The organism is Xenorhabdus khoisanae (assembly GCF_001037465.1).
GTDB lineage: Bacteria > Pseudomonadota > Gammaproteobacteria > Enterobacterales > Enterobacteriaceae > Xenorhabdus > Xenorhabdus khoisanae.
The window spans coordinates 1-14,619 of record NZ_LFCV01000027.1; the positions used below are offsets into that span (position 1 = coordinate 1).

General features: G+C 46.9%; 13 protein-coding genes. 9 read left to right on the plus strand and 4 right to left on the minus strand.

Translation table 11 applies throughout. From position 1 onward, the window contains the following. Positions 1–143: 143 nt before the first annotated feature. A complete protein-coding gene (locus AB204_RS04690; RefSeq protein WP_047962226.1) occupies positions 144–2,579 on the minus strand; it encodes a bifunctional aspartate kinase/homoserine dehydrogenase II in 2,436 nt (811 codons plus the stop codon). 9 nt (positions 2,580–2,588) lie between these two features. Further along, entirely contained in the window at positions 2,589–3,749 is a 1,161-nt protein-coding gene (gene metB / locus AB204_RS04695) for a cystathionine gamma-synthase (protein WP_047962227.1), read from the minus strand. Positions 3,750–4,054: 305 nt separating this feature from the next. On the opposite strand from metB, the gene metJ reads away from it, so the two are divergent. Further along, positions 4,055–4,372, plus strand: coding sequence for a met regulon transcriptional regulator MetJ (gene metJ, locus AB204_RS04700; RefSeq protein WP_047962228.1), 318 nt, complete (start codon positions 4,055–4,057; stop codon positions 4,370–4,372). Between the two features lie 82 nt (positions 4,373–4,454). Here the strand turns inward: metJ and rpmE are convergent, their stop codons facing one another. After that, on the minus strand, positions 4,455–4,670 hold the full coding sequence (gene rpmE, locus AB204_RS21180) for a 50S ribosomal protein L31 (protein ID WP_072061389.1): 216 nt from the start codon (positions 4,668–4,670) through the stop codon (positions 4,455–4,457). 233 nt (positions 4,671–4,903) lie between these two features. On the opposite strand from rpmE, the gene priA reads away from it, so the two are divergent. From priA to rraA, 7 genes are all read left to right on the plus strand, one after another. After that, complete coding sequence (gene priA, locus AB204_RS04710; protein ID WP_047962230.1) at positions 4,904–7,102, plus strand: primosomal protein N'; 2,199 nt, start codon at positions 4,904–4,906, stop codon at positions 7,100–7,102. Between the two features lie 256 nt (positions 7,103–7,358). Next, positions 7,359–8,384 (plus strand): DNA-binding transcriptional regulator CytR, encoded by a 1,026-nt coding sequence (cytR, locus tag AB204_RS04715; protein ID WP_047962231.1) that lies wholly within the window; start codon positions 7,359–7,361, stop codon positions 8,382–8,384. Between the two features lie 70 nt (positions 8,385–8,454). Then, positions 8,455–9,282, plus strand: coding sequence for a cell division protein FtsN (gene ftsN, locus AB204_RS04720; protein ID WP_047962232.1), 828 nt, complete (start codon positions 8,455–8,457; stop codon positions 9,280–9,282). 138 nt (positions 9,283–9,420) lie between these two features. After that, a complete protein-coding gene (gene hslV, locus AB204_RS04725) occupies positions 9,421–9,951 on the plus strand; it encodes an ATP-dependent protease subunit HslV (protein WP_047962233.1) in 531 nt (176 codons plus the stop codon). 11 nt (positions 9,952–9,962) lie between these two features. Further along, positions 9,963–11,294: an HslU--HslV peptidase ATPase subunit gene (gene hslU / locus AB204_RS04730; protein ID WP_047962234.1), complete on the plus strand. Its 1,332-nt coding sequence runs from the start codon at positions 9,963–9,965 to the stop codon at positions 11,292–11,294. A gap of 310 nt (positions 11,295–11,604) precedes the next feature. Continuing rightward, positions 11,605–12,522, plus strand: a complete 918-nt coding sequence (locus AB204_RS04735) for a 1,4-dihydroxy-2-naphthoate polyprenyltransferase (RefSeq protein ID WP_047962258.1) — start codon at positions 11,605–11,607, stop codon at positions 12,520–12,522. 108 nt (positions 12,523–12,630) lie between these two features. Beyond that, positions 12,631–13,152 (plus strand): ribonuclease E activity regulator RraA, encoded by a 522-nt coding sequence (gene rraA / locus AB204_RS04740; RefSeq protein WP_200898200.1) that lies wholly within the window; start codon positions 12,631–12,633, stop codon positions 13,150–13,152. Positions 13,153–13,225: 73 nt separating this feature from the next. Here the strand turns inward: rraA and zapB are convergent, their stop codons facing one another. Then, positions 13,226–13,468 carry a cell division protein ZapB gene (zapB, locus tag AB204_RS04745; protein ID WP_047962236.1) on the minus strand — a complete coding sequence of 81 codons (243 nt, stop codon included), beginning with the start codon at positions 13,466–13,468 and terminating at the stop codon, positions 13,226–13,228. 314 nt (positions 13,469–13,782) lie between these two features. Here zapB and AB204_RS04750 point away from each other — a divergent pair, with 314 nt between their 5' ends. Further along, complete coding sequence (locus AB204_RS04750) at positions 13,783–14,580, plus strand: MIP/aquaporin family protein (protein WP_047962237.1); 798 nt, start codon at positions 13,783–13,785, stop codon at positions 14,578–14,580. Positions 14,581–14,619 lie beyond the last annotated feature (39 nt).

Sequence of the window (14,619 nt, forward strand, 5' to 3'; positions counted from 1 at the left end):
AGCTGCAACCTACCGTCGATGTCAACATGATTTTTGTCTTGCAAACGGGATGCGTTCATATAGAGAGTAATAAGATGCTTTTGATTGGCGGGATGATGATACAGGCAGGGATAGTTCATCATATCCCTGCCAAAAACCTCGAATTAGAGAAGCTGTGAGAGACGATTTAAATCTGATTGGATTGCTCCCGCGGTAACGTCCCGCCCGGCACCTGGGCCACGGATCACCAACGGATTATCGCGATACCAGCGGCTTTCTATCGCAAATACGTTATCCGCCGGCAGCAATGAAGCTAACGGATGATCATGACGCACCGCTTCCACGCCCACTTTAGCTTTACCACTGGCATCAAAACGCGCGACATACCGCAGTACCATGCCCATTTCCCGTGCCGCTTCCAACCGTTGAAGCATCTGGGCATTAATAGCAGCGCTGTTTTCAAAAAATTCTTCGATGGAACCGATTCGTGCCTCTTCCGGCACCAATGATTCAACACGAACGTGATCAGGTTCTATCTCGTAACCCGCTTCTCTGGCTAAAATAACCAGCTTACGCATCACATCCTGACCAGAAAGATCGATACGCGGATCAGGTTCCGTTAATCCTTGCTGCCATGCCTGCTCGACCAAATCACTGAAAGAGACAGAACCATCAAATTGCAGGAATAGCCATGATAACGTCCCGGAAAAAATCCCGCTGATGGACAGAATGGTATCTCCACTTTCCCGTAAATCCCTGACCGAGTGATTAATCGGCAGCCCTGCACCAACTGTGGCGTTGTATAACCAGTGGCGTCCCGTTTTTGTAAAGGCATCGCGGATCATACGATAGGTGTTGCTATCGGAAGAACCGGCAACTTTATTGGCACTGATAACGTGAAATCCATAGCTGGCAAAATCGATATATTCTTTGGCCAGTTCTTCACTTGCCGTCACATCCAGTACCACCAAATCATCATAAGGATGTGCTCTCATCCATAAAAACAGTGCATCATCTTCATGTTTAGTCGCTTCATCATCAAAGAACGCCAACGCACGGCTGGCATCAATCCCTTGATAATTCAGTAAACTTCGGCAACTATCCACAACGCCTGCCAGAATAAACTCAAAATCACTGCGGGCTGAAATATTCTTCTGTTCACGCGCAAATAGTTCTAACCAACGTGAGCCAATGTTTCCTTTGCCAAACAGCACCAAACCGATACGTTTTTCTGCCCGAAACAGACTTTGATGCAAACCCTGAATCAGATGCGAAGTTTGGTTCAGGCGCAGAACAGCAACAAGGCTGATGCCATCTTCCGCATGCCAGACAAATTCAACAGGCTGATCTTTTAGTTGTTGATAGAAACGATGGCTATGCAGCGGATTCTTACAGACTCCTGCCCCCACCAATGCCACCAGCGCTAAACCTTCACGCAGGGAAAGTTTTCCGGGCAAAGCGGAATCCTGCAAAACATCAAGGGCACTGTTCACAATTTCAGAGGTATAGCAAAGCTGAATAAGATTACAGTCCGCATGCAGTCCTGTCGCCAACTGCCGAATTTGGGCGCGTTTCAACAATGAATCAATATCTTTGTAGATTTGCTTAAAATCGTGGGCTGAAGATACATGCAATTCAATCAAGCAAACATCATCATGGCTGGTAACAATTTTCGCTCCAGTCCCTGTTGCCAGCACCCGCTCAATGCGAGTTGAACCTTGCTCAGGCTGGTAGCTGCAACGCAATTGCAGATCAATATCGCTGGTGGATACAGGCTGCAATGTACGGGTATGAAGTACAGGTGCCGCCAAACGGGCCAATTCACTGGCTTCATCCAAGCGCAGCAAAGGTAACAAGCACGCATCTTTGACTTTACGCGGATCGGCACTATAAACCCCTGCAACATCACTCCATATAGTGACTTTTTGGGTTCCCGCCAATGCACCAACCTGTGTGGCAGAATAGTCACTGCCATTGCGCCCCAGCAGGACGGTTTCACCATTTTGGTTACAGGAGATGAATCCCGTGACAACCAAACGCTTATGCGGATTTTGGATCAATAACTGTCTGAGCAAGGGCTGGGACAAACTCACATCAACCTGCGGCTGAGCAGCTCGTTCTGCCCGCAGAAATTTACGTGCATCCAGCCATTCACTAGGGAGACCCTGATGCTCAAGTAACGCCGCCATCAAACGTGCAGACCAAATTTCACCATGACCGACAACTTCTGCATAGGTGATATCTGTAACGGGCTTATCTAACAGTGCACTCAATCTCTCCAGATCAGCGATAAACTTTGTGACCAGCTCTTCTGCTACCGCCTCAGGCAATAAGCCACGGATCAACTCTTGCTGATAGCGCCGTAGCGATTGCTGGACTTGATGTGCTGATATCCGGTCACTCTGGCTCAATTTCAGCCAATCAATAAGCTGATTCGTTGTGCTCCCTGCCGCCGATACCACCATCAAATCACCCGGCTGGCTATAGTTCGCCATAATGTCTGCAACCCGCTGATAACACTTCACATCGGCCAGGCTGCTGCCGCCAAATTTATGTAATTGGCGGCCAGATTCCGCCCCCGCTGTTGCCAGTGCACTCATGATTAATGATTACCTCGTTGCCGCTGCCTGAAACGCGCTGTCCAGATCAGCAATTAAATCCTGACCATCTTCAATTCCTACAGAGACACGAAGAAGTAAATCCGTAATCCCTGCCTGAGCCCTTGCTTCTGCCGACATTCCCGCGTGTGTCATTGTTGCGGTATGAGAAATCAACGATTCCACACCACCGAGAGATTCAGCCAGAGTAAATAATTTTAATGCAGATAAAAAGCGACGCATGGTGAGTTCATCACCATCCAATTCGAAACTCAGCATTGCCCCAAAACCCTTTTGCTGTTTAACGGCAATTTCATGCCCGGGATGGCTTTTCAGTGCAGGGTAATAGAGCTTTTTCACTTGTGGTTGCTGTTGTAAATAATCAGCAATAACAGCAGCATTATTCTGTTGAAGCAGCACACGGGCAGATAAGGTACGGATGCCGCGTAGCAACAAATAGCTGTCAAAAGCTGCCCCTGTCACACCAATATTGTTCGCCCACCATGCCAAATCTTTGGCAATTTCCGGATCTTTGGCAATGATCGCCCCTGCAATCAGGTCAGAATGCCCATTCAGATATTTCGTGCAGGAATGCACCACTAAATCCGCCCCCAAATCCAATGGCTTTTGCAGTACAGGACTCAGGAAGGTGTTATCCACGATAGCCAATGCCCCCACTTCATGGGCCAGCTCGCAAATATATTGAATATCGACAATTCGCAACAGAGGATTGCTCGGCGTTTCAATCAACACCAGTTTAGGCTTTTGTGCCAATGCCTGTTTCAGAGCCTGATCATCTGACTGATCAACAAAGAGCACATTGTATGCACCACGCTTGCTCAAGCTATCAAACAGACGGTAACTTCCACCATAACAATCATGGGGAGCCACTAATAAATCCCCCGGTTTCAGAAATACAGTGCATAACAGATGAATGGCTGACATACCGCTGCTGGTCATCACTGCCCCGGCTCCACTTTCCAGCTCTGTCAAAACCTGTTGGACGACATCGCGACCTGGATTACCACGTCGAGAATAATCATGCGCTCTGGGTTCGTTGAAACCAGTAAAGTTATATGTGCTGGAAAGATAGATAGGTGGAACCACACAGCCATATTGTTCATCAATATTTGAGCCACTGTGAACCGCAACTGTCGCTTGCTTACATCCCATAAACTTTACCCATCATTGTTATTATTGGCGTCATGCAAGGATAACGATCGGAAGCATAGACGTCAACACATCTAGACATCCAAAATCATTTGCGGTTTAATACGACGGTCTAATACTACAATTAGGCGATTATCCTTATGCTTTATATTTCTTCTGGTTATACTTTATAAGTCAGTGAGACTGGAGCGATATAGTCAATAAGCGAATTATGCTAGACTACCGAATTACCGACATGAAAACAGATCAGAAGTACCCTCCAACTTCTGATTTCAATTACTTGATTTAAAAATTATTTAAGGTATCTCATGGCTGAGTGGAATGGTGAGTATGTCAGCCCTTATGCTGAACATGGCAAAAAAAGTGAACAGGTCAAAAAAATTACGGTTTCAATCCCGTTAAAGGTGCTGAAAATCCTGACTGATGAGCGTACCCGTCGTCAGGTGAACAATCTGCGTCATGCAACAAATAGCGAATTGCTGTGTGAAGCTTTTCTCCATGCGTTCACTGGACAGCCTCTGCCTGATGATGATGATTTGCGCAAAGAGCGTCATGATGAAATCCCTGAAGCGGCGAAAATCATGATGCGTGAGCTCGGTATTGATCCTGAAACATGGGAATATTGATAACAAAAACGCCCGATGCAAAACATCGGGCGTTTTTGTTTCAACTATCCTGCCTGTATTGAATACAGACAGAGAAAAGTCATTACTTCTTAGCACCTGGAACGCTGAAACGTTTGTTAAAGCGATCAACACGACCACCGGTCGCAACGTCACGCTGCTTACCAGTGTAGAATGGGTGGCATGCACCACAAACGTCCAGGTTCAGGTTGTGACCTACGGTAGAGTTGATTTTGATAACGTTACCGCAAGAGCAAGATGCAGTAATTTCTTCGTACTTAGGATGGATACCTTGTTTCATGGGAAACCTCTGTTCAGGCCGTGTCGCTATCCAGCCCTGTTGCCGCCAGACACCACACGTCATGTTGATAAAAATGTCGTGTTGATAAAAATCAGTATCGGTAATTTCTATACCAAAGGCGGCGGATCATACAGAAAATCTGTTCATCACGCAATGAAATCTGCTGATTTGCTATGATACCCTTGTCGCTATACTTTCTTTTGTCTGGTCATTAATCATCCGGAAAACGCCTTATGACAGTTGTTCAGGTTGTGTTGCCTGTCCCCTTAACCCGCGCTTTTGATTATCTATTACCCGAAGGGCTACCTTTGCCGGCTATCGGTGTCCGCGTGAACGTGCCGTTTGGCAAACGTAATGCAATAGGTATAGTCACTGGTATTACAGACAACAGCGAATTTTCTCCCGAGCAGCTCAAGTCTATTTCCGGCATTCTTGATGCCCAGCCACTTTTTCCCGACGATCTTTGGCAATTGCTCTTGTGGTCAGCCAGCTATTATCACCATCCGCTGGGGGAGGTTTTGTTCCATGCTCTGCCCGTTTTGCTACGGCAGGGAAAACCGGCAGAGTTTTCTCCACTCTGGCAATGGCATGTCACTGAAACTGGACGCGAGCTCCCACTCGAACAACTCAAGCGTTCTACCAAACAGCAGCAGACTTTAGCCACTTTGCGCCAAAAACCTGTTTACCGCCACCAAGTCGCTGAATTGGAATTAAGTGAAAGTGCATTGCAATCACTGAAAAAGAAATCACTGATTGAGCTTTGTCCAATACAGCCAGAAGCTGAAAATTGGCATGAAGATTTTAAAATCATCGGCGAACGGCTAAAGCTGAATACAGAACAAGCCACCGCTATAGGCGCCATTCGCGCAGAAGATAACACTTTCTCCCCGTGGCTGCTTGCGGGCATCACGGGTTCAGGCAAAACAGAAGTCTATCTCAGCGTATTGGAAAATATTCTTGGACAAGGTAAACAGGCTCTGATTTTGGTGCCCGAAATTGGGCTGACACCACAAACTATTCGCCGATTCCGGGAGCGTTTCGACGCACCTGTTGATGTCCTTCACTCAGCATTGAATGACAGCGAACGATTAGCCGTTTGGCTGCGGGCGAAGCGGGGAGAAAATGCTATCGTCATCGGTACACGCTCTGCCTTGTTTACTCCCTTTGCCCATCTGGGAGTCATCATTATTGATGAAGAGCATGACAGCTCCTACAAACAGCAGGAAGGCTGGCGCTATCATGCTCGTGATTTGGCGGTGTTTCGTGCCAAAAAAGAGGGGATTCCGATCATTATGGGAACCGCCACGCCAGCACTGGAAACACTATATAACGTTCAGCAGGGGAAATACCGCCAACTCACATTAACCAAACGAGCAGGCCACGCCCAGCCAGCGACCCAGCATTTGCTGGATCTGAAAGGATTACCGTTGACTGTCGGGTTATCACAACCGCTCATCAACCGCATCAAAGAGCACCTCAAGGCGGACAATCAGGTTATCCTGTTTTTGAACCGCCGTGGCTATTCTCCCGCCCTGCTTTGTCATGAATGCGGCTGGATAGCGGAATGCCAGCGCTGTGATCATTATTACACGCTGCACCAAAACCATCGCCACCTACGTTGCCACCACTGTGACAGCCAACGACCGATCCCACGCCAGTGCCCACAATGTGGTTCCACTAACCTAATCCCTGTCGGTCTGGGCACGGAACAGCTTGAAGATGGCATCACCCAACTGTTTCCCAATATTCCTGTCACCCGCATTGATCGTGATACCACCAGCCGCAAAGGGGCATTGGAACAACAACTGGCTGAAGTACATCAAGGCGGGGCCCGTATTCTGATTGGTACTCAAATGCTGGCGAAAGGCCATCACTTCCCCGACGTGACTTTGGTCTCCTTACTTGATGTTGATGGAGCCCTGTTCTCTGCCGATTTTCGGGCAGCAGAGCGTTTTGCCCAACTGTATACTCAAGTCTCCGGTCGGGCAGGACGAGCAGGCAAGCGAGGTGAAGTTGTTCTGCAAACCCACCATCCTGAACACCCTCTATTACAGGTATTACTGGAAAAAGGCTACGATGCCTTTGCGCAGCAAGCGATGGAAGAACGGCAACAAGTGCATCTGCCACCTTTTGCCAGCCACATCTTGCTCCGCTCAGAAGATCATGACAATCAACAAGCGCCCGCATTTTTGCAACAAATGCGTCAATTGCTTGAACATCATCCACTGTATGATAACCAACTATGGATCATGGGCCCCGTACCGGCATTACAATCCAAACGCGGCGGTCGTTATCGCTGGCAATTAATGGTTCAACATCCTTCACGTATCTTCCTACAGAAAATGATGGCAGGGATCTACCCGCAAATCACCGCACTGCCACAGGCACGCAAGGTGAAATGGAACATTGACGTTGACCCGACCGAAGGTTGATAACAGAAAATCATTAACCAATAACAGAAATAGAGGTAATTATTTCCTTAATTTGCGAAGTATCTCTAAGAAATGATTCATATCACACTTTTTATGCAAACAAAGTAACGGATTGGCTTATTAATCAGTTTAAAATGAACTTATTAATATGACTGTAGAAAACGATCCGCCAGAACTTCTTTCTTAGGAATAACCGGCGTTTTTTAGCAGATTGAGAGCAATCGTTTTGCTGCCTGTAGAAAGCGAGGAGTGAACTATGGAAAAAAAGAATTGTACATTGGCAACCATGAAAGATGTTGCCAAAGTGGCTGGTGTTTCTACTGCAACTGTATCAAGAACACTTATGAATCCTGATAAGGTTTCTGCTCGTACACGTCAGAAAGTAGAAAATGCCGTACTGGAAGTGGGTTACTATCCCCACAATCTTGCTAAAAATCTACGACGCAATGAATCTAGGGCGATTTTAGTTATTGTGCCCAATATCAGCGATCCTTTCTTCACCGAAGTCATTCGCGGCATTGAAGAAACCGCAGCCGAACATGGCTATCTGGTTCTGATTGGTGACTGTAAACATCAGCAGCAACAAGAGCATGCGTTTATCAATCTGCTGATCACCAAACGCATTGATGGCATGGTGCTGTTGGGTTCCAATATTCCTTTCGATGTTTCCAAAGAAGAGCAAAAAAACCTGCCGCCAATGGTCATGGCCAATGAATTCGCACCGGAACTGGAACTTCCGACTGTCCATATTGATAACCTGACAGCCGCATTCAATGCCATCCATCATCTGCAAAAACTGGGGCACAAACGCATCGCCTGCATTACAGGGCCGGATAACATGCCACTGTGCCACTATCGATTGCAAGGGTACATTCAAGCCCTACGGCGCACAGGAGGAGAAATTCTGGAAGAATATATTGTCCGGGGCGATTTTACCCATGAAAGTGGCGCTGAATTGGCGGAAATCCTACTGACTCTACCGGAGCCTCCGAGTGCGATTTTCTGCCATAGCGATGTCATGGCCCTGGGCGCAATGTGGCAAGCCAAGAAAATGGGGTTAAAATTACCAGAAGAACTCTCTGTTATTGGTTTCGATAATTTGAATCTGGCTCAATACAGTGAACCGGCTCTAACCACAGTGAAACAACCTCGTTATGAGATTGGGCGCCATTCTATGCTTTTGTTGCTGGAACAGCTTCAAGGCCGATGGGTTTCCAAAGGCTCAAGGTTACTGGATGCAGAATTGATCATTCGCTCGAGTACTTGCTCGCCTAAAAGCTAGCCAAATAACAGTAGGTTAAGTAACATTGGTTATCTATTCCTTAATTTTTAATTAATCAGCGAATTAAACAGTGGCACAACGAGATTATGTGAGTCGCGGGCAGAGCAATCCCCGTCGGAAAAGTACTGGTAAGAAGAAAAATCAGTCTCAAGGATTACCCAAAACTACATTAGCCGTTGCTGTGGCCTTGGTGGTCATATTTATTGGTGGCCTTTATTTCATCGTACACAACAAAAAAGAAAGTGGACAAAATGCCCCCCAGCCTTCTCACCAAACCAAAGGTCATGGCCTGCCCCCTAAACCAGAAGAGCGCTGGAGCTACATCAAAGAGTTGGAAAACCGGCCTGTTAATGAATCTTCAATACAAGATCCCACTGCAATATTGAATCAACCGCTGAACCATGCCCCTCAATTGACACCAGAACAGAAGCAGTTGCTTGAACAAATGCAGGCGGATATGCGCCAGCCGCCTATCTCGTTGAAAGAAGTTCCCTATAATAGTGAGCCTGTTCCACGTACGCGCGTTGTGATCAATCCACCTTCACAAGAATATATGCAGCAGCAATCTAAGCAGTATTCTCCAGAGCAAAAAACAACTGTTGCTCAGGAAAGCAAGTCATCAGCGTCCCCCCAAAACTCCGGTGAAACTAAACCAAAATCTGAAACAAATGGTACCAGGTTGATGCTACAATGCGGCTCCTTCCGCACGATGGATCAAGCTGAATCTGTCCGTGCCAGCCTTGCATTCGCAGGCATTGAAAGCCAGATTACCACGAAAGACAATTGGAACCGTGTTATGCTCGGCCCATATAAAAACAAGGCCAGTGCTGAAAAAATGCGCGAAAAGGTTGCTGGTGCAGGTGTATCCGACTGTATTCCTCGCCCGGTTGGGGGTTGAAAAGTCAGAAAATTCCCCCATCTTAATCGTTAATAACATACACACGGTGCTTTTATCAGCAATACCACAAGCCATTGCAGAATAACCAGCCAACATCCCGTGTGTACCATCTTCTATTTTGTAACCAGGGGCTAACTCGTGACTACAATCGTAAGTGTTCGCCGTAATGGCAAAGTCGTCATCGGTGGTGATGGACAAGCAACCATGGGTCATACCGTGATGAAAGGCAATGTCCGCAAAGTGCGCCGCCTTTACAATGACAAAGTCATCGCGGGTTTTGCCGGCGGTACTGCCGATGCCTTCACACTGTTCGAACTGTTTGAACGTAAACTCGAAATGCATCAAGGGCATCTGACCAAAGCGGCTGTTGAACTGGCCAAAGACTGGCGAACGGATCGCATGCTACGTAAGCTGGAAGCCCTGCTTGCCGTCGCAGATGAAAATGCTTCTCTGATTATTACAGGTAACGGTGATGTGATTCAGCCAGAGAATGATCTTATTGCCATTGGTTCCGGAGGCTCATACGCGCAGGCTGCCGCCCGTGCAATGCTGGAAACCACGGAACTCGGTGCCAGAGAAATTACCGAACGCGCCCTGTCCATCGCTGGCGATATCTGCATCTACACCAACCATAATCACAACTTCGAAGAACTGCCTTCGAAAGCGTAAGGATAGATAGTATGTCTGAAATGACTCCTCGCGAAATTGTCAGCGAACTCGACAATCACATCATCGGCCAAGACAAAGCAAAACGTGCTGTTGCCATTGCTCTGCGCAACCGCTGGCGTCGTATGCAGTTGGATGAATCACTGCGTCAAGAAGTCACCCCAAAAAATATTTTGATGATAGGCCCAACCGGTGTCGGTAAAACCGAAATCGCCCGTCGTCTGGCAAAACTGGCTAACGCTCCCTTTATCAAGGTTGAAGCAACCAAATTCACCGAAGTGGGTTATGTTGGCAAAGAAGTTGATTCCATTATCCGTGATCTGACTGATGCCGCAGTGAAAATGGTTCGTCTGCAATCCATTGAGAAAAACCGCTATCGTGCCGAAGAGCTGGCAGAAGAGCGCATTCTGGATGTCCTGCTGCCACCGGCAAAAAATAACTGGGGACAGGCAGAAACTCAGTCCGAGCCATCTTCAACCCGTCAGGCATTCCGCAAAAAACTGCGTGAAGGCCAGTTAGACGACAAAGAAATTGAAATCGAAGTTTCAGCCGCGCCAGTTGGCGTTGAAATCATGGCGCCTCCGGGCATGGAAGAGATGACTAATCAGTTGCAATCCATGTTCCAGAATCTGGCAGGCCAGCGCCAGAAAAACCGCAAGATGAAAATCAAAGATGCGTTCAAGCTGCTGGTCGAAGAAGAAGCCGCAAAACTGGTTAATCCGGAAGAATTGAAACAGCAAGCGATTGATGCGGTTGAACAGCACGGTATCGTCTTCATTGATGAGATCGATAAAATCTGTAAACGCGGCCAGACTTCCGGCCCGGATGTTTCACGTGAAGGTGTTCAGCGCGATCTGCTGCCACTGGTAGAAGGCTGTACCGTTTCCACCAAACACGGCATGGTCAAAACCGATCACATTCTGTTCATCGCCTCCGGCGCTTTCCAGGTTTCCAGCCCTTCCGATCTGATCCCTGAACTTCAGGGCCGTTTGCCAATCCGTGTTGAATTACAAGCACTGACAACTGAAGACTTTGAACGTATTCTGACTGAACCTAATGCCTCACTGACTGAACAGTATAAGGCTCTGATGGCGACCGAAGGTATGGGTATCGAATTCACTACTGATGGTATCCGCAAAATCGCGGAAGCAGCATGGAAAGTGAATGAAACCACCGAAAACATCGGTGCCCGTCGTCTTCATACCGTGCTTGAGCGTATGATGGAAGATATCTCTTTCGACGCCAGCGAGAGCCAAGGACAGTCGGTTGAAATCAATGCCGATTATGTCAAAGAACATTTAGATGAGCTGGTTGCGGATGAAGACCTGAGCCGGTTTATTTTATAATCGGTAATATTGACCTGATTTAATCTGGTTCGCCGGACTTATTCACGCAAGCAATTCAATGTGAAGAAAAACGCGAACACAGTGAAAGAAATCGTAAAATGGGAGGCTTTTAGCCTCCCATTTCTCTATTTTCGATGATATAAAATTTATCATCCACTATACCCTATGAATTTCAAGATGCATCGCGGCGGCAAGAGAGTGAATCCCCGGGAGCATAGATAACTATGTGATCGGGGTGAGCGAGCGCAGCCAACAAAGGGGCAACTTGAAAGGCGACGGGTATAATCACGTAATGACAAATAGTGACAATATGAGCTCAACAACGTCTATCAGTCAGATACAGGCATGGCTGGAAAGCTTACGCCCTAAAACGTTACCTCTGGCCATAGCGGCCGTCGTAACTGGTTCAGCCCTTGCATCATGGACGGGACATTTCAAATGGCCTGTGGCGTTGCTAGCTTTATTAACTGCTGCCATACTGCAAATTCTTTCCAATCTCGCCAATGACTATGGCGATGTTGCCAAAGGCAGTGATGCAGAAAAACGTATCGGCCCAATGCGTGGCATGCAAAAAGGCCTGATTACAGCAAAGCAGATGAAAAATGCATTGAAGATCACGGTGCTGCTCTCTTGTCTGTCAGGCATTTCTCTTATCGTCGTGGCCTGTAATAGCCTGAGTGATGTTATCGGTTTCCTGGTTCTGGGATTACTGGCGATTATCGCGGCTATCACGTATACCGTGGGAGCCAGACCTTACGGCTATCTTGGGCTGGGTGATATTTCTGTCCTGATTTTCTTTGGTTGGTTGAGTGTTCTTGGTACCTATTACCTGCAAGCCAATACCTTTTCCCTGAATACGTTCCTGCCCGCAACCGCCTGTGGTTTACTTTCTGTTGCAGTTTTGAATATTAATAATTTGCGCGATATCGAAAATGATCGGCAAAACGGCAAAAATACGCTGGCTGTCAGATTGGGTGGAAAAAAAGCACGTTACTACCATGCTGCCCTGATAATAAGTGCCATGTTTTGCCTTATCACCTTTACGCTCCAGTATCTAAGTTCTTGGACTAGCTGGCTATTTTTGCTTGCCTTTCCTCTATTACTGAAACACATGTTGCAAGTGCTGCGTGATCCGACACCGGAAGGTATGCGCCCTAAGCTGGTACAAATGGTCAAAGCAGCATTATTGACTAATGTGCTGTTTTCCATCGGATTGGTACTTAATTAAGCGAGTAGACATCAATTTTATCCATAAGTTTCAAGATTGATGATTTTGCCAACATTGGCTTTAAAAGGATATACTGTCCGTTCCTTGCATAAACCAGACGTAAAACCCATGAAATATGATACTTCCGAACTTTGTGATATCTATCAAGAAGATATAAACGTGGTAGAACCACTATTTTCCAACTTTGGTGGGCGTACTTCATTTGGTGGTCAGATCATCACGGTGAAATGCTTTGAAGACAATGGCCTGCTTTATGATTTACTTGAAGAAAATGGGCTTGGCCATATTCTGCTCGTCGATGGTGGTGGATCGGTACGCAAGGCACTCGTTGACGCCGAATTGGCTCAACTTGCCGCCAATAATGAGTGGGAAGGCATTGTCGTCTATGGCGCGGTGCGTCAGGTTGATCACCTTGCTGAACTTGATATTGGTATTCAGGCAATGGCCGCCATTCCTGCCGGTTCCAATAGCGAAGGCGTGGGTGAAAGTGATATCAGAGTGAACTTCGGTGGCGTAACTTTCTTCTCTGGTGATTACCTCTACGCAGACAACACCGGCATTGTCTTATCAGATGTACCACTGGATACTGACGAAGATCTTGACGAAGACAGTGACGACGATGAAGTGTAGTACCCATTATCTTTATTGGGTATAAAAAAAAGGGCGCAATCATCGCCCTTTTTCAGCTAAGCCGTTAGATACCTTATTGTACATCTTCCATCTTACCCAACAGGGTACGTAAGCGCTCTTGCCATGCTGATTGTTCTTGTTTGAGCTGCTCGTTTTCACGTGTCAGTGAATCACGGCTGTCTGTCATATTCTGGACATTCTGAGATAACGCCGCATTCTGTTCTTTTAATTCTTCAATTTCCATTTGCAGCAAAGTGATGGTATCAATCGCTTGCTGAACTTTAGATTCTAGCTTTTCAAAAACTTCAAATGACATTCTCGGGCCCTCTTGTAAGCAATCTCTTGATTGTATTTAGCCTATCAACGCCTGTCTAGTTTCATCCTTTCAATGTGCGGTATAACGAGAAATATAGCGACTAAAGCAAAATGTTTACAAGATCACATTTCCAGACTAAAGAAAGCCATAATCAAATGCGAATTCGCTCATTTTGTTGACGCAACACGCAGATTTCAATTTCGCTATTTCTCGTTTACGCGCATTAACGATAAATTCACAGGCACCTTTCTCTTAATATATAAGAAATGGCTAATCATTAATCTCCCCCTGTACTTTTTTTATAGGATATAGAAATGAGCCGAACCGCTAATCCAACATTATCAGGTCAATGCATTTCAGAATTTCTGGGTACTGCATTACTCGTCTTCTTTGGCTTAGGCTGCGTTGCTGCCGCCCGGCTTGCAGGGGCACAACTGGGTTTATGGGAAATCAGTATCATCTGGGGTTTTGGTGTTGCCCTAGCGGTTTACCTGACCGCAGGCATCTCAGGCGCACATCTCAATCCCGCTGTCACCATTGCACTATGCCTATTCGCCAACTTTGACAGAAAAAAAGTGCTGCCTTACATCATTGCCCAGATGCTCGGGGGCTTTGTTGCAGCGCTTATCATCTATATGATGTATTACAATCTTTTCCTGGATTATGAGCAAGTTCACAACACGGTTCGTGGTTCACAGGAAAGTCTCTTCACGGCGGGGGTTTTCTCTACTTACCCTGCTGCACAGATCTCCGTATTACAGGCATTTATCGTCGAAGTTATTATCGCTGCCGTTCTGCTGTGTCTGATTCTGGCTCTGACAGATGATGGCAACGGCATCCCGCGCGGGCCTTTAGCACCGCTGTTGATTGGTATCCTCATCGCGGTTATCGGTGGTTCATTCGGCCCGCTGACCGGATTTGCCCTGAACCCGGCCCGTGACTTCGGCCCCAAATTGGTTGCTTATTTAGCAGGTTGGGGAGATATTGCCCTGACAGGCGGCCGAGATATTCCTTATTGCCTTGTTCCTTTGGTAGCTCCTGTCGTTGGCGCGATTTTAGGCGCTTTTGGCTACCGCAAACTAATTGCTCGCCATTTACCGCGCGAGATTTAAACTTGCCATACTTAAGTGATGGCAATCCAATAAAACAAT